Source organism: Ramlibacter lithotrophicus (assembly GCF_012184415.1).
Classification (GTDB): Bacteria; Pseudomonadota; Gammaproteobacteria; order Burkholderiales; family Burkholderiaceae_C; genus Ramlibacter; species Ramlibacter lithotrophicus.
The window spans coordinates 964,666-985,061 of record NZ_VTOX01000001.1 but is presented as its reverse complement, the minus strand read 5'-3'; the positions used below and the strand labels follow the sequence as shown (position 1 = coordinate 985,061).

Here is a 20,396-nt window from a genome sequence, read left to right as displayed (position 1 = left end):
ATGGAGAAGGCACCGCAGCGCTCCGATGCCCGATGCTGGCGGACCCTGGCCGCGCGTCCCGGTCCGCGCGCCTGCGGCGACAGGCGTGAGCGCGGGCCGCGGCGCCGCCACGATGGCTGACACCGCGGCCGACGCCGCCTACGAGCGGCGCTTGCACCGCCGGCTGGCGCTGTACCTTGCCGGCATTCTCGCCTTCGTCGCCGGCATGGCCTGGGCCGAACAACTGGGGCTGTCCCGTTTCTGGATCGGCCCCATCTTCCTCTTCACGTCGATCATGCTGTATGCGGTGATCGGCATCTCCGGCCGCACGACGAAGGCGCAGGAGTACTACGTCGCCGGGCGGCGGATTCCGGCGATGTACAACGGCATGGCGGCGGCGGCCGACTGGATGAGCGCCGCATCGTTCATCAGCATGGCCGGCGGGCTCTACATGCAGGGATTCGGCGGCGCCGCCGGCCACCCCGGCGGACTCGCCTACGTGCTGGGCTGGACCGGCGGCTTCTGCCTGGTGGCGCTGCTGGTCGCGCCGCACTTGCGGCGGCTGAACCTGTATACCGTCCCCGACTATTTCAGCCTGCGCTTCGGCGGCCGCTGGCCGCGCGTGATCGCCGCCTGCGCCGCGGTGCTGTGCTCCTTCACGTACGTGGTGGCCCAGATCTACGGCGTCGGCCTGATCGCCTCGCGCCTGACGGGCGTGCAGTTCGAGATCGGAATCCTGCTGGGCCTCGGCGGCGTCCTGCTGTGTTCCTTCCTCGGCGGCATGCGGGCCATTACCTGGACGCAGGTGGCGCAGTACTGCATCCTGCTGCTCGCGTTCCTGCTGCCGGTTTCCTGGCTGGCCTACAAGCAGCTCGGCAACCCGGTCGCGCCGCTCGCCTACGGCACGCAGCTGCAGAAGATCGCGCAGCTCGAACGGGCGCTGCAGGACGACCCGGCGGAGCGGGAGGTCGCCGCCGTCTTCCGCCAGCGCGCCCGCGACTACGAGGAGCGGCTCGAGGACGTCGAAGGGTCCCTGGCGCGCGAACGTGCGGTGGCCAGGGAGCGGGTCCGCAGCCTCAAGGCGCAAGGCGCCGATTCCGCGCTCGTGGTGCAGGCCAACCGCGAACTCGCCGCGCTGCCCCGCGACGCGGCAGCCGCCCGCGAGCAGTGGCGGCAGGCGATGCAGGACAGCCTTGAGCGGGCCAAGCCCCTGGGCGGACTGCCGCCGCACGGCCAGCCTTTCGCGGGCGATCCGCAAGGCACCCCGCAGGAGCGGGCTGCCTTAGACACGTCGCGACTCAATTTCCTGGCGCTCGCGTTCTGCCTGATGGTAGGCACGGCCGGACTGCCGCACCTGCTGACGCGCTATTACACGACCGCGTCGGTGGCGGGGGCGCGCAATTCGGTCGCCTGGACGCTGTTCTTCATCGCGCTGGTGTACACGGGCATCGCGGCGCTGGCCGTCATGGTGAAGTTCGAGGTGATGAACAACCTGGTGGGCAGCCATTTCGACGCATTGCCGCCCTGGATCGCGCAGTGGGCGCGCGTCGATCCGCTGCTGATCTCGGTGGACGACGTCAACGGCGACGGCATCCTCCAATGGGGCGAGATCCGCCTCGGCGCCGACCTGGTGATGCTCGCGACGCCGGAGATCGCGGGCCTGCCCTACGTGGTGTCCGGGCTGGTGGCCGCCGGCGGTCTGGCGGCGGCCCTGTCGACGGCGGACGGACTCCTGCTCACGATCAGCAATGCCCTGGTGCACGACATCTACAGCCACGAGGCCGGCCGGAGCATGAGCCAGGAGCAGCGCGTGATCCTGTCCAAGTTCGCACTGCTGGGCGTGGCGCTGCTGGCGGCCATGGTCGCGACGCTGAAGCCGGCGGACATCCTGCCGCTGGTGGCGGCGTCGTTCTCGCTCGCGGCATCGACACTGGTGCCGGCCATGGTGCTGGGAATCTACTGGCGCCGCTGCTCCGGCGCGGCCGCCGTCGGCGGCATGCTGGCGGGGGGCGCCGTCACGGTCGCCTACATGGCCGTCAACGCACCATCGCTGCGCAGCGCCTTGGGTCTGGCGGCGGAGCCCTCATTGTGGTTCGGCATCCAGCCGGTGGCGGCGGGCGTGTTCGGCTTCGCCGCCGGAGTGGCCGTGATCGTCGCGGGCAGCCTGGCGGCGCCGGCCCAGCCCAGCGGGCGCGGGCCCGTCGCGAAAGCCGCGGGGGCGGGCATTCCCTAGCCGGGCAAACACCCGCCGCCTCTGATTTTGTAAGCGATCAGTAAGCAAGCGCGGCGAACCATCGCGCCACTCACACAACCGCGAGGAGACCGCGTGCTGCTGCTGGTGGAGATCCTGAAGATGCTGGCCGAGATCGCCCTGCTGGCGATCGCCGGGCAATGGGTGCTGGGACTGCTCGCGGGCGCGAAGCGGGAACAGAACCTGTTCTACCAGCTGTTCCAGGTGGTCACGAAGCCGCTCATCGCCGGCGCCCGGCTGGTGTCACCACGGGTAGTGCTCGACCGGCACCTGCCGCTGGTGGCCTTCCTGCTGCTGTTTTTCGTGTGGGTGGTCGCGACCATCACCAAGATCGACATCTGCGTTCGCATCGGGGTGCACCTGTGCAAGTGATGCTGCGCCTGCGCTACCTTGGGCTGAAGTGGCGCGCCATGGCGCATCTGGTGCTGGAGCGGCGGCCCGCCGCGCTGGCGCTGTTCGAGCAGATGCTGCGCGAGTTTCCCGGCGACGAGTATGCCCTGGCCAGCCGCGCGCACCTGCTGGCGCAGACCGGCGGGCCTGCGGTCGCGCGGCAGGCGATGGAGCAACTGCTGCAGGCATACCCGCAAGCCGCCAGCCACTGGTTCAACTACGGCTTCCTGCTCGAGGAGGCCGGTGAGTTCCAGCGGGCCGAAGGCGCGTTCCGGCGCGCGACCGAGCTCGCCCCGAAGCTCGATCGCGCGTGGTACGGACTCGGGCTGGTCCTGATCCGGCTCGGCCGCCTCGACGAGGCCGTGGCGGCGCTGAAGCGCAACACCCAATTGCAACCCATGAGCCCGTACGGCTGGTATCAGCTCGCGCGGGTCCATGTGGACCGGCACGAGCCGGAGGAGGCGCGCAGGATCATCCGGCACCTCCACCGGTTCGAGCCCAAGGTGGCCGCCCAGCTGGAACGCGAGACGGGCTTGCTCGTCGAGCAGCCTGGCTGAGCAGCTGGCGGACCGGGGACGGCCCGGATTGCAGGCCGCGGCGCGAGCCGCGGGCGGGCCATGTGGCAAGGCGCGAGAAGAGGACATCCGTCCACATTTAGGAGACAACACCATGGAGATGAGCGATAGGCACCGGGAGTACTGGCAGAGAAATCTGCGTATCACCGGCATCCTGATGGCGATCTGGTTCGTCGTGACGTTCGTCGTGGGCTATTTCGCCCGCGACCTGAGCTTCAATTTCTTCGGCTGGCCGTTCAGCTTCTGGATGGGCGCGCAGGGAGCACTGGTCGTGTACGTCGCGATCATCTGGTTCTATGCGCGCTACATGAACAAGCTGGACCAGGAATACGGCGTCGCCGAGGAGGACTGAGCACATGGCTACCATCGCACCCGATCGGCCGCAGCCGAACGTTTCCACGGCTTCGAACAGCGCGTTCAAGAAGCAGCTCAACAAGGTCTACGCCTTCTACACCGGCGGCTTCATCGCGTTCGTGATCGTGCTGGCGATCCTGGAACAGATGGGCCTGAACCGCGAGTGGATCGGCTTCATCTTCCTGCTCGCCACCATCGGCCTGTATGCCGGAATCGGCATCATGAGCCGCACCACGGATGCCGCCGAGTACTACGTCGCGGGACGCCGCGTGCCGGCCGTGTACAACGGCATGGCCACCGGCGCCGACTGGATGTCGGCCGCATCGTTCATCGGCATGGCCGGCACGCTGTACCTCACCGGCTACAGCGGCCTCGCGTTCATCATGGGATGGACCGGCGGCTACTGCCTGGTGGCGCTGTTCCTCGCGCCGTACCTGCGCAAGTTCGGACAATTCACGATTCCCGACTTCCTCGGCGAGCGCTACGGCGGCAACCTGCCGCGCTTCATCGGCATCGTCGCGGCCATCCTCTGCTCGTTCACCTACGTGGTGGCGCAGATCTACGGCGTCGGGATCATCACCTCGCGCCTGACCGGCGTGGCGTTCGAGATCGGCATTTTCCTGGGCCTGGGCGGCATCCTGGTGTGCTCGTTCCTCGGCGGCATGCGGGCGGTGACCTGGACCCAGGTGGCCCAGTACATCATCCTGATCATCGCCTACATGATCCCGGTGGTGTGGCTCTCGGTGAAGCAGACCAGCGTTCCGGTTCCGCAGGCGGTCTATGGCTACCAGCTGGAGAAAGTCACGGCCAAGGAAGCCCAGCTGATCAACGATCCGAAGGAGCTCGAAGTGCGCAAGATCTTCGCCGACCAGGCGAAGGGACTGGCCGACAAGCTGAAGGATCCGAAGGCCGCACTCGCCGCCGACCGCGCTGCCGCCGAGAAGAAGGTCGCCGACCTGAAGGCCTCCAACGCAGCCGTGGCACAGGTCGCAGCGGCCGAGAAGGAACTGGCTGCCGTGCCGAAGGACGAAGCAGCCGCGGTGAAGGGGTGGACCTCGGCCAAGGCGGCCGCGGAGGCGAGGGACAAGCCGCTGGCGGGCATGCCGCGCCACGCACAGATCTTCGCCGGCGATCCCAACGGCGACGCCAAGGCGAAGGAGACCTACGACACGTCGCGGCGCAACTTCCTGGCCCTGATCTTCTGCCTGATGGTTGGCACGGCGGCGCTGCCGCACATCCTGATGCGCTACTACACCACCCCCAGCGTGAAGGAGGCGCGCGCCTCGGTCACCTGGTCGCTGTTCTTCATCTTCCTGCTGTATTTCACGGCGCCGGCGCTGGCCGTCCTGGTGAAGTTCGAGATGTTCAACGCGGTGGTCGGAAGCTCATTCAACGCCTTGCCATACTGGATCGAGGCTTGGAACAAGGTGGATCCGTCGCTGCTCTCGGTCGTCGACGTGAACAAGGACGGCATCCTGCAGCTCGGTGAAATGAAGATCGGCGGCGACATCGTCGTGCTGGCCACGCCGGCCATCGGCGGACTGCCGTACGTCATCTCGGGCCTGGTGGCTGCCGGCGGCCTCGCGGCGGCGCTGTCGACCGCCGACGGCCTGCTGCTGACGATCGCCAACGCGCTGAGCCACGACCTGTACTACAAGATGATCGATCCGAACGCGCCGACGGCACGCCGGGTCATGTTGTCGAAGATCCTGCTGCTGGTGGTCGCCCTCGCGGCGGCGGGGGTGGCGTCGCAGAAACCGGCGGACATCCTGTTCCTGGTCTCGGCGGCATTCTCCTTCGCCGCGGCAGCGTTCTTCCCGGCACTGGTGCTGGGGATCTTCTGGAAGCGCGCGACGGGCATCGCTGCCACGCTGGGCATGGTGGCCGGCCTGGGCATCACCTTCTACTACATGGCGATGACCCAGCCCTGGATGCGCAGCATTTTCGGCGTCACCTCGCCGATCGCCGAGAACATCTGGTTCGGCATCCAGCCGATCTCGGCCGGCGTGTTCGGCGTACCGCTCGGGTTCGCGGTGATCATCCTCGTGAGCCTGGTCACCCCGGCGCCCGACAAGAAGACCCAGGAGCTGGTCGAGCACGTGCGCTACCCGCACCTGACCGGTTCCGCCGCCCGCGTCGCCTCCTGAACGCCTCGGCGCAATCCAAGGGCCCCGGCTCCGGTCGGGGCCTTTTCACTTCCGCGACCCGCGCCGTGTCACTTCGGCGTGGTGATGACCCACTGCCGCGAGCACTTGCGGCAGCACACGTCCATCGCCTGGATCCGCTCGCACACCGGGCGGAACCGCCCGTAATCGCCGCAGTCGGGGCATGTGGCCTGGTTGGCGGTCTCCTCGGCGCGCATCAGCAGGAACAGGTAGCGCCGCAGCGCCCAGATTCCGATCAGCGCGCAGACCAGGACGAACAGGACGTCGACGGCCTGCGTGAGCCCCTCGGCGTGCCGCTGTGCCTCCATGCTGCCCACCAGCGCGATCATGCTGAGGAAGGCGAGCACCATGTGGGCATGGCTCGACAACAGCTGGCGTTCGTACCACTTGCGAAACCCGTTGCGCTTCACGCTTTCGAACAATCGGCCGTTCATGACAGTCCTCCCAGGTCGCCCCGGGCACCTGCGCGGCGACCGGGGCCATCCACCATAATCCATCGCATGCGCAAGAGCAGCGACCGTGTGCGGAGCGCGCGGCCTTCCGGTCGTGCCGGGAAAGGCGCTGCGTGATGGTCCAGCCGGCACCGGCGCCCGTCGCGGCCCAGCCGTCGCCGTCGGGCGGCCTGCTGGAGGCACTGCGGCCGGACCTGTTGCGCCACCCGCCCTTCGCGCAGATGGCCCCGGAAGCCGTCGACTTCTTCCTGACCCGCTCGCACCAGCGCTATTACGCTCCAGGGGAGATCTTGATCGCACCGGCGACGGGCGACGTGCAGGAAATCTTCTTCATTCGACAGGGGGCGGTGTCTGGCGTGGAGGGGCTCGCCGAACTGTCGGGCGGCGCATTCCACTACGAGGCCGGCGACCTGTTCCCGCTGGGCGCGGCCCTGGCGCGCCGGGCGGTCACCGCAACCTACAAGGCGATCGCGGACACTTTCGTGCTGGCGCTGCCCAGCGCGGCGATGAACGAACTGGCGGCCGGCAGTCCGGTCTTCGCGGATTTCCTCAATCGGCGGATCACCCGCTTCCTGGACCTGTCGCGCCGCGCTGTCCAGGTGGCGTACGCGTCGCAGACGCTCGCGGAACAGTCCCTCGAAACGCCGCTGGGGGAGCTCGGCCTGCGGGGTCCCGTCTCCTGCAGCCCCGAGACGTCCTTGCACGAGGCGTTGTCCGAGATGCAGCGCCGGCGCGTCGGCTCGATGATCGTCACCGGCGCTGCCGGCCAGGCCAAGGGCATCCTGACGCGCCACGATGTGATCGGCCGCGTCACGCTGCCGCGGGTGCCGCTGGACACGCCGATCTCGCAGGTGATGGTCCAGCCGGTCCATACGCTGGCCGTGTCGGACACCGCCCAGGACGCCGCGCTGCTCATGTCGCGCCACGGCATCCGGCACGTGCCGGTCACGCGCGGCGGGGCGGTGGTGGGCCTGGTCTCAGAGCGCGACCTGTTCGCGATGCAGCGGCTGTCCCTGAAGCAGGTGAGCACGTCGATCCGCACCGCCGCCGACGTCCCGACGCTGCGGCTGGTGGCGCAGGACATTCGCCGTTTCGCCCGCAACCTGCTGAGCCAGGGCGTGCAGGCGCGGCAGCTCACCGGGCTGATCAGCCACCTCAACGACGTGCTGACGCAGCACCTCGTGGAACTGAAGGCGGCCGAGCACCGCATCTCGCTGGAGCACCTGTGCTGGCTGGCGCTCGGCTCGGAGGGCCGGGGCGAGCAGACGGTCGCCACCGACCAGGACAACGCGCTGATCCTGCGCAACGACGCCGGCCAGGCACAGCGGGCCGCCGCCCTTGCGTTCGGGCGCGACGTGAACCTGGCCCTGGAGGACTGCGGCTACCCGCTGTGCCGCGGCGGGATCATGGCCGGCGAGACGGCCTGCTGCCTCACGCTGCGGGAATGGGGCGGGCGCTTCTCCGACTGGATCGAGCACGGCGCGCCCCAGGACCTGCTGAACGCCAGCATCTATTTCGACCTGCGGCCGCTCGCCGGCGATTTCGAGCTCGCTGAGGCGCTGCGCCACGAAGTTCTGGAGTCGGCGCGCCGCACGCCGCGGTTCCTCAAGCAGATGGCCCTCAACGCGCTGGCTCGCGGCACGCCGCTGAACTGGCTGGGCGGCATCGATACCGACGAACGCGGCACCGTGGACCTCAAGCTGCAGGGCGCGGCCATCTTCGTGGACGCGGCCCGGCTGTACAGCCTGGCGCACGGGATCGCCGCGACCGGCACCCGGGAGCGGCTGGAGTCCGTGGGGGCCCGGATCGGCCTGGCCAGCGCCGAATACGAGGCCTGGGTCGGCGGTTTCGAGTTCCTGCAGATGCTGCGGTTGCGCCACCAGCTCGAAGGGGCCGATGCCGGCGACGCGCCCAACCGTGTGCGGCTGGCCGACCTCAACGACATCGACCGCCGCATCCTGAAGGAATCCTTCCGTCTCGCGCGGCAGCTGCAGCAGCGGCTGCAGCTGGACTATGACCGCTAGCGTGCCCGGCTGGCCCTGGTGGCGCCGCCGGGTCATGGATGAGGCGCGCTGGGTGATGGTCGACGTCGAGACCAGCGGCCTGGACGCGGCGCGCGACCGGCTGCTCGCCGTGGCCGCCATCGCCTTGCGCGTCGACTGGCAGGACAGGCGGCTGGAGGTGGTGATCGGCGACAGTTTCGAGGTGGTCCTGCGGCAGGACGAGCCGAGCACGCGCGACAACATCCTGCTGCATGGCATCGGAGTGCAGCGCCAGCAGGAGGGCGTGCCCGCCCGCGAGGCGCTCGAGGCGTTCGCCCGGTTCGCGGGGCACTCGCCGCTGCTCGCCTTCCATGCGGCCTTCGACCAGATGCTGATCGGCCGGCACGTCCGGATGGCGCTCGGAACGAAGTTGCCCAACCAATGGCTCGACATCGAGCAGCTGTGCGGCGTCACCCACCCCCACGTCCGCGCCCGGTCGCTCGACGAGTGGCTGGCCCATTTCGGGATCCGGTGCGCGGCGCGCCACCAAGCGGCCGCCGACACGCTGGCCGAGTGCGAACTGCTGCTGCGGATCTGGCCGCAGGTGGCGGCGGAGTGTTCCGGCTGGCGCGACGTGCGGCAGCTCGCGTCGCGTCACCGCTGGGTGCGCCGGGCCTGAGCCGGCGAGGCCTCGCGGAGACCGGGGAGGAGGGAGGCAAGTCACCACCGAACCCGCCCAAGGCGGGCAAAACGCCTTGCGGCTATAATGGAGAGCTTTCCTTGCCGCACCGCTTCTTGACGCAGCGGGCGGCTGACACCTCAACCTCAAGGAGTGCCATGCGTCATTATGAAATCGTCTTGCTGATCCACCCGGACCAGAGCGAACAGGTTCCGGCCATGCTGGAGCGCTACAAGGGCATGATCACCGCCGGCGGCGGGAAAGTGCACCGCGTCGAAGACTGGGGCCGCCGCCAGCTGGCCTACCAGATCAACAAGCTGGCCAAGGCGCACTACCTGTGCGTCAACATCGAAGCCGACCAGGCCGTGATGGGCGAGCTGGAGCACGCGTTCCGTTTCAACGACGCCGTTCTGCGCCACCTGACGGTGGTCAAGAAGAAGGCCGAGACCGGTTCTTCCGCCATGATGAAGACCGTCGAGCGCGAAGAAGCGCGCAAGGCGCAGCAGGCGGAGTACCAGCAGGCCTGACGGCCGGCGCCCGAGTGAACCAGGTCGTCCTCAGCGCCTGGATCGTCGAGGCTTCACCACTGCGCTACACGCCGGCCGGCATGCCGGCCCTCGATGTCCGGCTCGAACACGAGTCGGACCTGAGCGAGGCGGGGCGCGAACGCAAGGTGAAGGCGGCGATCAGGGCGGTGGCCCTGGGCAGCGTCGCGGAGACGCTGAGCCAGCAGGCCATCGGCAGCGGATGGACGTTTACCGGCTTCCTCGCCACGCCCCGCAACGGCAAGCATCCCGTGCTCCATATCCAGTCGTTCCAGCAAACACCCAATTCCTGAGAGGTCCAACATGGCCACGTTCAAGAAATTCAACAAGGACAAGCGTCCGAAGCGCAACACGCAGTCGCTGCTGTTCAAGCGCAAGCGCTTCTGCCGCTTCACGGTCGCCGGCGTCGAGGAAATCGACTACAAGGACGTCGACACCCTGCGCGATTTCATCGCCGAGAACGGCAAGATCATCCCGGCGCGCCTGACCGGCACCCGCGCGATCTACCAGCGCCAGCTCAACACCGCCATCAAGCGCGCGCGCTTCCTGGCCCTGGTCCCGTACAGCGACCAGCACCGCATCTGAGGAGCACCGCACATGCAAGTCATTCTGCTCGACAAGGTCGTCAACCTCGGCGGACTCGGTGAGATCGTCAAGGTCAAGGACGGCTACGCCCGCAACTTCCTGATCCCGACGGGCCGCGCCCGCCGCGCGACCGAAGCCAACAAGGCTGAATTCGAGGCCAAGCGCGTCGAACTCGAAAAGGCCGCCCAGGCCAAGCTCGACGAAGCCAAGGCCCAGGGCGAGAAGCTGGCCGGCACGACCGTCAAGCTGACCCAGAAGGCCGGCGTCGACGGCCGCCTGTTCGGCTCGGTCACCAACTCCGACATCGCCGAAGAACTCAAGAAGCTCGGCTACCCGGTGGCCAAGGCCCAGGTGCGCATGCCCCAGGGTCCGATCAAGCATGTCGGCGACAGCGGCGTCAGCGTGGCGCTGCACACCGACGTGGTGGTCGACATCACCGTGACGGTCTACGGCGAGACGGCCTGATCCGCTACGCTGGTAACCGCTACGCTGGTAACCGCTACGCTCCAACACGAAACGAGGCTGCAAGCAGCCTCGTCCTTGTGGAAAAGAGACCGCCTTGGCGGTCTCTTTGTTTTGAGGGGGATGGTTCCCGCTATTCCCCGGCGTGGCGCTGCACCCGCTCGGCGATGCGTTCGCGCAGCCGCCAGCGGCCGGCGTCCGCGAGCATGCGGCCGGCCCAGCGGTAGACGTTGAATTCGCGCACGGTGGTGCGCAGCGCGGCCATCCGCTCGCGCTGTTCCGCCTCCGGCATCGTGAGCGCCCGGTGCAGGGCGTCGGCCGTGTCTTCCACGTGGTACGGGTTGACGATGAGCGCCTCCGGCAGTTCCCGCGCGGCGCCGGCAAAGCGGCTCAGGATCAGGACGCCGCGCTCGTCGTCGCGTGCCGCGACGAACTCCTTGCACACCAGGTTCATGCCGTCGTGCAGGCTGGTGACGAGGCACGCGTCGGCGGCCCGGTACAACTCGTTGACGGCGTCATGCTCGTGGTGCTCCGCCAGCAGCAGGATCGGCAGCGTCCCGCCGGTGCCGAAGCGCTGGTTGATGCGATCGGTCACCACGGTGATGCGGTCGCGGAAGGCCCGGTATTCCTCCAGCGCGCTGCGCGAGGGCGCGGCCACCTGCACCAGGGTGAAGCGGCCGAGCCATTCCGGGTATTTTTCCAGCATGCGCTCCACCGCGTGCAGCCGCTCGAGGATGCCCTTCGTGTAGTCGAAGCGGTCGATCCCCACCGCCAGCCGCTGGTCGGCCGGCAGATGGAGGCGGTCGAGCACCCGGCGCCGGCACTCCGGCACCGGCCGCCAGAGGGCGGTCTCGGCGGCGGTGGGCCACTCGATCGAGATCGGGTAGCTTTCCACCAGTGTGCTGACGCCCTGGAACTGGATCGTCGAGTGTTCGTGCTCGATGCGCGCCTCGAGGTAGCGGTCCACCGTCTCGATGAAGTTCTTGCAGTGGAAACGCGTGTGAAAGCCCAGGATGGTGCTGCCCAGCATGCCCTGGAGGATCTCACGCCGCCACGGGCAGATGCCGAACGACTCGGGGTTCGGCCACGGGATGTGCCAGAAGGTGATGATGGTGGCGCGCGGCAGTTTCTCGCGGACCATCGCCGGCACCAGGGCGAAATGGTAGTCCTGCACCAGCACCACGGGGTCGTCCTCGCGGGCTTCGGCCACCACGGCGTCGGCGAACCGCTGGTTCACGGCACGGTAGTACTGCCAGTCGGACTCGCGGAACACCGGGCGGACGTGCGCCACGTGGCACAGCGGCCACATGCCTTCGTTGGCGAACCCGAAGTAATAGCCTTGTTCCTCTTCCGGGGTGAGCCACAACCGGCGCAGCAGGTACTCGTGTTGGCCGGGCGGCAGTTCCACTCGGTCGTTGCGGTCCACCACGTCGCGGTCGGCGCTGCCGCTGCCGTGGGCGATCCAGGTACCCGAGCAAGCCCGCATCACCGGCTCGACGGCGGTGACCAGTCCGCTGGCCGGCCGCCGCACCACCACCGCCCCGTGCAGCAGCTCGTGGATGTACGGTTCGCGGTTGGACACGACGATGACCTGGTCGCCGCTCAGCTGCGTTCGCAGCAGCGCCTGCAGCCGCTGCGGGTTCCACTCCGCCTCGGGACCCTGCGAGCGGCGGTACTCGTCTTCGAGCTCGCGCAGGCGGGCCCGGAGGTCCGCCGCGAGCGGCTCGAGTTCCGGCGCGCTCCCCGACAGCGGGCGGATCAATCCTTCGCCGCGCAGCAGGGCCCGCGTCCCCGAGATCCATCCGCGCCAGCTCAGCTGCGCAACGATCATGGTCACCAGGGCGATCAGGACCCCGATGCTGGCGATCAGGATGACCAGGTACTGGCGGGTGTCCTGGCTGCGCCGCTCGATGAAGCTCAGGTCCTGCAGCAGCACCAGCTGCCCGATCGTCCCGGCCTCGGCATTGACCGGATGCACGCCCACGTGCACCGGGCCACCTTCGATGCGCATCAGCGGCTCGGGCAGGCTGGCGGTCTGCTGGGCGCCGGCGCAGGTCAGCGCCTTTGGAAAGCCGGCGCTCGAACGCAGCAACCGCCCGTCGGCCGAGCACAGGCCGATCGCGACCAGCCGCTCGTCCTGGGTGGCGCGGCTGAACAGCGCCTGCAGCTTGCGCCCTTTGGGATCCGGAAGGGCGTCGGCAATCGACTCGGACAGGGCATTGGTGACCAGGGAACCGCGCAGGTTCAGGTCGCGGGCGAACCAGCGCAAGGTCAGCCGGTCCATGAGCGGCAGCGCGAAGTACGCGGCCGCGGCCAGGATGACGACCAGCGGCACCAAGAAGCGCAGCTGCAGCCGCAGGTTGCGCATCAGCGGCGCGGCCGGCCGGGACGCCGGAAGGGGGCGGGGGACGGGAAGGACGGCATCGCTGCACTGTACCTGCTGCCGCGCCGCGCGGGGCGCCGTGCCAGCCCATCCACAAGCTCGCGGCCGCAACGCACTGGCAACCCACCGGTTATCCACATGCTTGTCCAGTGACGGCGGCAGCCGGCCAGCGTAGCATCCCGGTTTATCTCAAGAATGACGATGTCAGCCGTTCTCTCCCCCGTCGACGACGATTTTCCGCGGGACCGGCAGGTCGCGCAGCTGCGGATTCCGCCGCACTCGGTGGAAGCCGAATCCAGCGTGCTGGGCGGCCTGCTGCTGGACAACGGCGCATGGGACCGGGTCGGCGACCTGCTGACCGACGGCGATTTCTATCGCTACGAGCACCGGCTCATCTACGCCGCGATCGGCAGCCTGATCAACGCCACGCGGCCGGCCGACGTGATCACCGTCTTCGAGAACCTGCAAAGCCAGGGGCAAGCGGACGAGGTGGGCGGGCTCGCGTACCTCAACTCGCTGGCGCAGTACGTTCCGAGCGCCAGCAACATCCGCCGCTACGCGGAAATCGTGCGCGAACGCTCGATCCTGCGCAAGCTGGTGAGTGCCAGCGACGAGATCGCCACGGCCGCCTTCAACACCCAGGGCAAGCCGGTCGACAAGATCCTGGACGAGGCCGAGCAGAAGATCTTCAACATCGGCGAGGAAGGCTCGCGGATGAAGCAGGGCTTCCAGGGCATGGACAGCCTCGTCGTGCAGCTGCTGGACCGCGTCCAGGAAATGGCGGACAACCCGAACGACATCACGGGGGTGCCGACCGGCTTCTACGACCTCGACCGGATGACGTCGGGCATGCAGGCCGGCGACATGATCGTGCTGGCCGCCCGCCCGTCGATGGGCAAGACCGCGTTCGCCATCAACATTGCCGAGCACGTCGCCCTGAACGAAGGGCTGCCGGTGGCGGTGTTCTCGATGGAGATGGGGGCGAGCCAGCTCGCCGTGCGGATCGTGGGCTCGATCGGGCGGATCGACCAGATGCACTTGCGCACCGGCCGGCTGACCGACGCCGAATGGCCGCGCCTGACGGAAGCGATCGAGAAGCTGCGCAACATCTCCCTGCACATCGACGAGACGCCGGGCCTCACGACCAGCGAACTGCGCGCCAACGCGCGCCGGCTGGCGCGCCAATGCGGCAAGCTGGGGCTGATCGTCGTGGACTACCTGCAGCTCATGAGCGTGTCGACGAGCATGAACGACGAGAACCGCGCGACGGCGGTTGGCGAAATCTCGCGCGGACTGAAGATGCTCGCCAAGGAGCTGCAGTGCCCGGTGATCGCGCTGTCGCAGCTCTCGCGCGGCGTGGAGTCGCGTACCGACAAGCGCCCGATGATGAGCGACCTGCGCGAATCGGGCGCCATCGAGCAGGACGCCGACGTGATCATGTTCATCTACCGCGACGACTACTACAACAAGGACTCCAAGGAGCCCGGCGTCGCCGAGATCATCATCAGCAAGCAGCGCAACGGCCCCACCGGCACGGTGAAGCTCGCGTTCATGAAGGAGCTGACCCGCTTCGAGAGCCTGGCGTCCGGCGGCGGCGCCGATTTCTAGCGGGCCGTTCGTCGGCGGCGGCTGACATGCTGGCGCGCGCCCGTCCGGCCTGAGCGGCCGTGTGCGCACCCGCACGGCGCCGCGTTTCCCGCGGCATGCTGGGGGCATGACCACCGAGCACGCTTCCACCATGAACGAGACCATCACCAAGACCACCGACACGCTGCGACGCCTCAAGGCCAGGGACGACGCGCGTCCGGGTTTCCCGGGCGAACACTGGCTGGTGCTGGGGGCCGGCCTGCTGGCGTGGCGCGCCACCAGCAGACACCGTTCGGCTATCGTTCGCGGCGTGGGCACCCTGGTCGCGACGGCGCTGGTGGGCCGCGCCGCCAGCGGCCGCGACGGCCTCGCCAAGGTGCTGCGCCTGCTGCCGATCGGGCGCGGGATCCGCTAGCGCGCCGCGGTGACGCAGGGGCCGCGGCAGGCGTGCCGCCGCGGCGCGCCTGCGTTCGTCAGAGCACTTCGCTCGCGAAGTCCGCCAGCCGCGACCGTTCGCCGCGCGCCAGCGTGATGTGGCCGCTGTGCGGCCAGCCCTTGAACTTGTCGACCGCGAACGTCAGGCCCGACGAGCCTTCGGTGAGGTACGGCGTGTCGATCTGGGCCAGGTTGCCCATGCAGATCATCTTGGTGCCGGGGCCGGCGCGGGTGATCAGCGTCTTCATCTGCTTGGGCGTGAGGTTCTGGGCCTCGTCGATGATCACGTACTTGTTCAGGAACGTGCGGCCGCGCATGAAGTTCATGCTCTTGATCTTGATGCGGCTGCGGATCAGCTCGTTGGTCGCGGCGCGGCCCCACTCGCCGGCGCTGGTGTCGGTCTTCCCGAGCACTTCGAGGTTGTCGTCGAGCGCGCCCATCCAGGGACCCATCTTCTCTTCCTCGGTGCCCGGCAGGAAGCCGATGTCCTCGCCGACGCTCACCGTGGCGCGGGTCATGATGATCTCGGTGTAGCGGCGGTCGTCCAGCACCTGGGTCAGCCCGGACGCCAGCGCCATCAGCGTCTTGCCGGTGCCGGCGGTGCCGGTCAGCGTGACGAAGTCGACCTCCGGGTCCATCAGCAGGTTCATCGCGAAGTTCTGCTCGCGATTGCGGGTGGTGACGCCCCAGACCGAGTTCTTCAGGTGGCCGTAGTCCTTCAAGGTCTTGAGCACCGCCGTCTTGCCGCGGATCTCCGTCACCCGGGCATACAGGCTGGGTTCGCCGGGCGACTCGAAGTAGACGAACTGGTTGATCAACAGGCTCGGCACGATGGGCCCGCTGATGCGGTAGAACGTGTGCTGGCCGCTCTGCCAGCTCTCCACCGTCTTGCCGTGCTTGGCCCAGAAGTCCGGCGGCAGCGCCAGCGAGCCGGAATAGAGCAGTTCCAGGTCGTCGAGCGTCTTGTCGTTGCGATAGTCGTCGGTCGCCAGCCCGAGGGCGCGCGCCTTGACCCGCATGTTGATGTCCTTGGACACCAGCACCACCTCGCGCGGCGCGTGCTGCTCGCGCAGCGCCTGGACGACGCCGAGGATCTGGTTGTCGGCCTTGCCCTGCGGCAGGCTCGCCGGCAAGTGGTTCTGCAGTGTCTGCGTCTGGAAGAACAGGCACCCGCCGGACTCGGTGTGGCCGGTCGCGCTGAGCTTCAGGCCCTTGCTGATGTCAGCGCCCTGCGCACCGGCCAGGGCGTCCAGCGTGCGGCTTGCTTGGCGCGCGTTGCGGGCGACCTCGGTCGTGCCCTTCTTGTGGCCGTCCAGTTCCTCCAGCACGATCATCGGCAGGAAGATGTCGTGCTCGTCGAACCGGAACAGGCTCATCGGATCGTGCATCAGCACGTTGGTGTCCAGCACGAACAGCTTGGCGGGACCGGTCGCCTTGGCCTTGCGCGGCGCACGGGCCGCCGGCTGCGGCTCGACCCCGGCCTTTTCCTTCTTCTTCGGCGTGGGCGCGGCCACGCGTTCGAGATAGCTCTCCACGCTGTCGCGATAGGCTTCGAGATGGGGCTCGCCGCCGCCCAGGCGCGGATCGAAGTCGACCGCCTGCGGCTTCTCAGGGATGGGGCTGGATTGCTGTGCCGCCTCCAGTTTTCGAGCAGCCTTGTGCGAGGACCGGGCCGGGGCGTCGTACGCTTCCGGTGGGAGCAGGGCGGCGCGCTTCGTGGGAGCGGGGGGCAGTGGCATAGAACGGCAGGTTCCCGGATGAGGTCGACAAGCAAAAAAGCCGCCGGGGTCGCCGGGCGGCTTTTTCAGACTCAGCTGTACAGACGCTGTGCGTCCAGTTCAACGGCATGAATTCATTATGCACAACTCCCAATGGCCGGCAACCAGAGGGCTTGCATGTTGTGACAATACGTCAGGCGGCTTTCTTCAGCAGCTTCACGGCCTTCAGCACGTCGTCGACGTGGCCGGGCACCTTCAGGCCGCGCCACTCCTGCTTCAGGACGCCGTCGGCGCCGATCAGGAAGGTGCTGCGCTCGATGCCCTTCACCTTCTTGCCGTACATGATCTTGTTCTTCACCACGCCGAACATGTGGCACATCTTCTCTTCGGTGTCGGCGATCAGTTCGAACGGCAGTTCCAGCTTGGCCTTGAATTCGTCGTGCGACTTCATGTTGTCGCGCGAAACGCCGAACACCGTGGCGCCGGCCTTCACGAAATCCTTGAACTTGTCGCGAAACTGCATGGCTTCCGTGGTGCAACCGGGGGTGTTGTCCTTCGGGTAGAAATACAGCACCAGGATCTGCCCGTTGTGCGACGTGTTCGTCACCTTGATGCCGCCCGTGGCGTTTGCTTCAAATTCGGGGATTGGTTTGTTGACAACGATCGCCATGGGATTGTTTCTCGTGTAGCAGGATTGGTCGCATGCGACTGCGGGCGCCGCGCTCGGCCCGTTGCAACCCGTGATTTTACCCCGAATCGCCTCTGTCGGCGGGCCCGCTCAGGCAGGGTCTTCCAGGAGGAGGGCCACTGCGACGTCGCGCCCTTCCTGGGCCAGGATGTTGTAAGTGCGGCAGGCCGCGGCCGTGTCCATCGTCTCGAGACCGATGCGCCGGGCCATCAGGGGCTGCAGCCACGCGGCGCGCGGAAACCGGATGCGCGAGCCGCTGCCGAAGATCACCACTTCGGCCTCGAGATGCGCGAGCTGTTCGAAATGCGCCGCGTCGAGATCGTCGAACCCGCCCCGGGCCCACGCGACGCGGTCGCCGCGCGAGCAGATGATGACGTTGTGCGTGATCTTTTCGCTGCCCACGCCGACCCAGCCGGGGCCGTAGCCGCTGATGGTCTGGGCGTCGGAGCGATCGGGTTGCAGCTTCATGGATCGGGGCCCCGGGATTGCCTGCCGCGCTCCGGGTGGCGCAGCCGAACTGTGGTCAAATTATAGGTTTTCACCCGCGCAACCACGGTCCGGAGGGGCTTTGAGAACCATCCAGAAGTCAGCCAAGCTCGCGAATGTCCTGTACGACATCCGCGGACCGATCATGGACGCGGCGCGGCAAATGGAGGAGGAGGGCCACAAGGTCATCAAGCTCAACATCGGCAACCTCGCCGTGTTCGGCTTCGACGCGCCCGAGGAGATCCAGCAGGACATGGCGCGCAACCTGCCCAACTCCGCAGGCTACTCCGACAGCAAGGGCATCTTCGCGGCGCGCAAGGCGGTGATGCACTACTCGCAGCAGCAGGGCGTCAAGGGCGTGGTCCTCGACGACGTGTACCTGGGCAACGGCGCCAGCGAGCTGATCGCGATGGCCACCAACGCGCTCCTGGACAATGGGGACGAACTGCTGTTGCCGATGCCCGACTACCCGCTGTGGACCGCGGCGGCGACGCTGTCGGGCGGCACGCCGGTGCATTACCGCTGCGACGAGGCCAACGGCTGGATGCCCGACCTCGACGACATCCGGCGCAAGATCACGTCCGCGACCAAGGGCATCGTCGTGATCAACCCGAACAATCCCACCGGGGCGCTCTATTCCGACGAGCTCCTGCGCGGGATCGTGCGGATCGCGCGCGACCACGGGCTGGTGCTCCTCGCCGACGAGGTCTACGACAAGGTGCTTTACGACGGCGCACGCCACACGGCGATCGCCAGCCTGTCCGAGGACGTGCTGACCCTCACGTTCAACTCGCTGTCCAAGAGCTACCGCTCGTGCGGCTATCGCGCCGGCTGGATGGTCGTTTCGGGCGACAAGCGGGCCGCCGCCGACTACATCGAGGGGCTCAACATGCTCTCGAACATGCGGCTGTGCGCCAACGTGCCCGGGCAGTGGGCGATCCAGACCGCGCTCGGCGGCTACCAGAGCATCAACGAGCTGGTGGGCGAGGGCGGCCGGCTGCGCCGCCAGCGCGACCTGGCGTACGACCTCATCACCGCGATCCCGGGCGTGTCCTGCGTCAGGCCCAGCGCCGCCCTGTACATGTTCCCCCGGCTGGACCCCAAGATCTATCCCATCGCCGACGACCGCCAGTTCTTCCTCGAACTGCTGCAGGACACCCGCGTCATGCTGGTGCAGGGCACCGGGTTCAACTGGCCGACGCCCGACCATTTCCGCATCGTGTTCCTGCCGCACGAGGACGACCTGCGCGAGGCCATCGGCCGGATCGCCCGGTTCCTCGAAAGTTATCGCAAGCGCCATTCCACATGAAACCCATCCAAGCAGGCCTGCTGGGCATCGGCACCGTCGGCAGCGGCGTATTCCACGTCCTGCAGCGCAACCAGGAAGAGATCCGCCGCCGTGCCGGCCGCGGCATCGAGATCACCATGGTCGCGGACCTCGACACCGCTCGCGCCCAGGCCGTTGTCGGTGAGGGCGTCCAGGTGGTCAACGACGCCCGTGCCGTGATCGCCAACCCCGACATCGACATCGTCATCGAGCTGATCGGCGGCTACCGGATCGCACGCGACCTGGTCATGGAGGCGATCGCCGCCGGGAAGCACGTCGTCACCGCCAACAAGGCGCTGCTGGCCGTGCACGGCACCGAGATCTTCGAGGCCGCGCACCGCCGCGGCGTGATGGTGAACTTCGAGGCGGCCGTCGCCGGCGGCATCCCGATCATCAAGGCGCTGCGCGAGGGCCTCACGGCCAACAGCATCGAGTGGATCGCCGGCATCATCAACGGCACCACCAACTTCATCCTGTCCGAGATGCGGGACAAGGGGCTGGACTTCGACGTGGCGCTGAAGGACGCGCAGCGGCTGGGCTACGCCGAGGCCGACCCGACGTTCGACATCGAAGGCGTCGACGCGGCCCACAAGGCCACCATCATGTCCGCGATCGCGTTCGGCATTCCGGTGCAGTTCGACAAGGCGTACGTCGAAGGCATCACGAAGCTGGGCGCGCAGGACATCCGCTATGCGGAGCAGCTCGGCTACCGGATCAAGCTGCTGGGCATCACCAAGCGCAGCTTCGATCCCGCCACCGGCGCCCTCAAGGGCATCGAGCTGCGCGTGCACCCGTCGCTGGTGCCGGCCAGGCGGCTGATCGCCAACGTGGAAGGCGCCATGAACGCGGTGATGGTGCAGGGCGATGCGGTGGGCACCACGCTCTATTACGGCAAGGGCGCCGGCAGCGAGCCCACGGCCAGCGCGGTGATCGCGGACCTGGTGGACATCACGCGCCTGCATACCGCCGACGCGGCGCATCGCGTGCCGCACCTGGCTTTCCAGCCGGACCAGATGAGCGATGCGCCGGTGCTGCCCATGAGCGAGGTGGTCACCAGCTACTACCTGCGGCTGCGGGTGGCCGACCAGGCGGGCGTGCTGGCGAAGGTCACGGGCCTGCTGGCCGCGGCGGGCATCAGCATCGACGCGATGCTGCAGCGCCCGGCCGGCGCCGGCGCCGAAACCGACGGCGAGCGCGGCGTGCCGCAGACCGACCTGATCATCCTCACCCACACCGTGCGCGAAGGCACCATGAACGAGGTGCTGGCCCAGATGCAGGGCCTGCCGACAGTGCTGGCGCCGATCGTGCGCATCCGCAAGGAAGAGCTGGCGTAAATGAACCCCCACGGTCGCT

Annotated in this window: 20 protein-coding genes; 15 read left to right on the top strand and 5 right to left on the bottom strand. The window is 68.0% G+C overall.

Features of this window, described 5'->3' with window-relative positions; translation table 11 throughout:
• Window positions 1-112: 112 nt before the first annotated feature.
• From RAMLITH_RS04665 to RAMLITH_RS04645, 5 genes are all read left to right on the top strand, one after another.
• Window positions 113-2,212 (top strand): VC_2705 family sodium/solute symporter, encoded by a 2,100-nt coding sequence (locus RAMLITH_RS04665; protein ID WP_168106125.1) that lies wholly within the window; start codon window positions 113-115, stop codon window positions 2,210-2,212.
• A gap of 93 nt (window positions 2,213-2,305) precedes the next feature.
• Window positions 2,306-2,602: a hypothetical protein gene (locus RAMLITH_RS04660; protein WP_337786102.1), complete on the top strand. Its 297-nt coding sequence runs from the start codon at window positions 2,306-2,308 to the stop codon at window positions 2,600-2,602.
• Window positions 2,602-3,177: a tetratricopeptide repeat protein gene (locus RAMLITH_RS04655; protein WP_168106460.1), complete on the top strand. Its 576-nt coding sequence runs from the start codon at window positions 2,602-2,604 to the stop codon at window positions 3,175-3,177. Before RAMLITH_RS04660 ends, RAMLITH_RS04655 begins: the two co-directional genes overlap by 1 nt.
• A 112-nt stretch (window positions 3,178-3,289) precedes the next feature.
• Window positions 3,290-3,547 carry a DUF4212 domain-containing protein gene (locus RAMLITH_RS04650; RefSeq protein ID WP_168106124.1) on the top strand — a complete coding sequence of 86 codons (258 nt, stop codon included), beginning with the start codon at window positions 3,290-3,292 and terminating at the stop codon, window positions 3,545-3,547.
• A gap of 4 nt (window positions 3,548-3,551) precedes the next feature.
• Complete coding sequence (locus RAMLITH_RS04645) at window positions 3,552-5,696, top strand: sodium:solute symporter family protein (RefSeq protein WP_168106123.1); 2,145 nt, start codon at window positions 3,552-3,554, stop codon at window positions 5,694-5,696.
• Window positions 5,697-5,764: 68 nt separating this feature from the next.
• Here the strand turns inward: RAMLITH_RS04645 and RAMLITH_RS04640 are convergent, their stop codons facing one another.
• On the bottom strand, window positions 5,765-6,148 hold the full coding sequence (locus tag RAMLITH_RS04640; protein ID WP_168106122.1) for a hypothetical protein: 384 nt from the start codon (window positions 6,146-6,148) through the stop codon (window positions 5,765-5,767).
• Between the two features lie 134 nt (window positions 6,149-6,282).
• On the opposite strand from RAMLITH_RS04640, the gene RAMLITH_RS04635 reads away from it, so the two are divergent.
• The 6 genes from RAMLITH_RS04635 to rplI all read left to right on the top strand — a co-directional run bounded on the left by RAMLITH_RS04635 (window position 6,283) and on the right by rplI (window position 10,422).
• Window positions 6,283-8,190, top strand: coding sequence for a DUF294 nucleotidyltransferase-like domain-containing protein (locus RAMLITH_RS04635; RefSeq protein ID WP_168106121.1), 1,908 nt, complete (start codon window positions 6,283-6,285; stop codon window positions 8,188-8,190).
• The gene (locus RAMLITH_RS04630) at window positions 8,180-8,827 is read left to right on the top strand and encodes a 3'-5' exonuclease (protein WP_168106120.1); all 648 of its coding nucleotides are present in this window, start codon (window positions 8,180-8,182) and stop codon (window positions 8,825-8,827) included. Before RAMLITH_RS04635 ends, RAMLITH_RS04630 begins: the two co-directional genes overlap by 11 nt.
• Before the next feature lie 158 nt (window positions 8,828-8,985).
• Window positions 8,986-9,354: a 30S ribosomal protein S6 gene (gene rpsF / locus RAMLITH_RS04625; RefSeq protein WP_168106119.1), complete on the top strand. Its 369-nt coding sequence runs from the start codon at window positions 8,986-8,988 to the stop codon at window positions 9,352-9,354.
• Between the two features lie 14 nt (window positions 9,355-9,368).
• A complete protein-coding gene (gene priB, locus RAMLITH_RS04620; protein WP_168106118.1) occupies window positions 9,369-9,665 on the top strand; it encodes a primosomal replication protein N in 297 nt (98 codons plus the stop codon).
• Window positions 9,666-9,675: 10 nt separating this feature from the next.
• A complete protein-coding gene (gene rpsR, locus RAMLITH_RS04615) occupies window positions 9,676-9,957 on the top strand; it encodes a 30S ribosomal protein S18 (RefSeq protein WP_048438842.1) in 282 nt (93 codons plus the stop codon).
• Between the two features lie 12 nt (window positions 9,958-9,969).
• Window positions 9,970-10,422 carry a 50S ribosomal protein L9 gene (rplI, locus tag RAMLITH_RS04610; RefSeq protein ID WP_168106117.1) on the top strand — a complete coding sequence of 151 codons (453 nt, stop codon included), beginning with the start codon at window positions 9,970-9,972 and terminating at the stop codon, window positions 10,420-10,422.
• 130 nt (window positions 10,423-10,552) lie between these two features.
• On the opposite strand, the gene RAMLITH_RS04605 is transcribed toward rplI, so the two are convergent.
• The gene (locus tag RAMLITH_RS04605; RefSeq protein ID WP_168106116.1) at window positions 10,553-12,787 is read right to left on the bottom strand and encodes an alpha,alpha-trehalose-phosphate synthase (UDP-forming); all 2,235 of its coding nucleotides are present in this window, start codon (window positions 12,785-12,787) and stop codon (window positions 10,553-10,555) included.
• A gap of 216 nt (window positions 12,788-13,003) precedes the next feature.
• Here RAMLITH_RS04605 and dnaB point away from each other — a divergent pair, with 216 nt between their 5' ends.
• Window positions 13,004-14,410: a replicative DNA helicase gene (dnaB, locus tag RAMLITH_RS04600; RefSeq protein ID WP_168106115.1), complete on the top strand. Its 1,407-nt coding sequence runs from the start codon at window positions 13,004-13,006 to the stop codon at window positions 14,408-14,410.
• 106 nt (window positions 14,411-14,516) lie between these two features.
• The gene (locus tag RAMLITH_RS04595; protein WP_238343991.1) at window positions 14,517-14,804 is read left to right on the top strand and encodes a hypothetical protein; all 288 of its coding nucleotides are present in this window, start codon (window positions 14,517-14,519) and stop codon (window positions 14,802-14,804) included.
• Between the two features lie 58 nt (window positions 14,805-14,862).
• On the opposite strand, the gene RAMLITH_RS04590 is transcribed toward RAMLITH_RS04595, so the two are convergent.
• The 3 genes from RAMLITH_RS04590 to RAMLITH_RS04580 form a co-directional block, all read right to left on the bottom strand.
• A complete protein-coding gene (locus tag RAMLITH_RS04590) occupies window positions 14,863-16,563 on the bottom strand; it encodes a PhoH family protein (protein ID WP_168106114.1) in 1,701 nt (566 codons plus the stop codon).
• A 172-nt stretch (window positions 16,564-16,735) separates the two neighbouring features.
• Window positions 16,736-17,212 (bottom strand): peroxiredoxin, encoded by a 477-nt coding sequence (locus tag RAMLITH_RS04585; protein WP_168106113.1) that lies wholly within the window; start codon window positions 17,210-17,212, stop codon window positions 16,736-16,738.
• A 108-nt stretch (window positions 17,213-17,320) separates the two neighbouring features.
• Window positions 17,321-17,698 carry an Mth938-like domain-containing protein gene (locus RAMLITH_RS04580; protein WP_168106112.1) on the bottom strand — a complete coding sequence of 126 codons (378 nt, stop codon included), beginning with the start codon at window positions 17,696-17,698 and terminating at the stop codon, window positions 17,321-17,323.
• Between the two features lie 100 nt (window positions 17,699-17,798).
• Here RAMLITH_RS04580 and RAMLITH_RS04575 point away from each other — a divergent pair, with 100 nt between their 5' ends.
• Both RAMLITH_RS04575 and RAMLITH_RS04570 read left to right on the top strand, forming a co-directional pair.
• Window positions 17,799-19,025, top strand: a complete 1,227-nt coding sequence (locus RAMLITH_RS04575; RefSeq protein WP_168106111.1) for a pyridoxal phosphate-dependent aminotransferase — start codon at window positions 17,799-17,801, stop codon at window positions 19,023-19,025.
• Window positions 19,022-20,377 carry a homoserine dehydrogenase gene (locus RAMLITH_RS04570; RefSeq protein ID WP_168106110.1) on the top strand — a complete coding sequence of 452 codons (1,356 nt, stop codon included), beginning with the start codon at window positions 19,022-19,024 and terminating at the stop codon, window positions 20,375-20,377. The genes RAMLITH_RS04575 and RAMLITH_RS04570 overlap by 4 nt, the downstream gene beginning before the upstream one ends.
• Window positions 20,378-20,396: the final 19 nt, after the last annotated feature.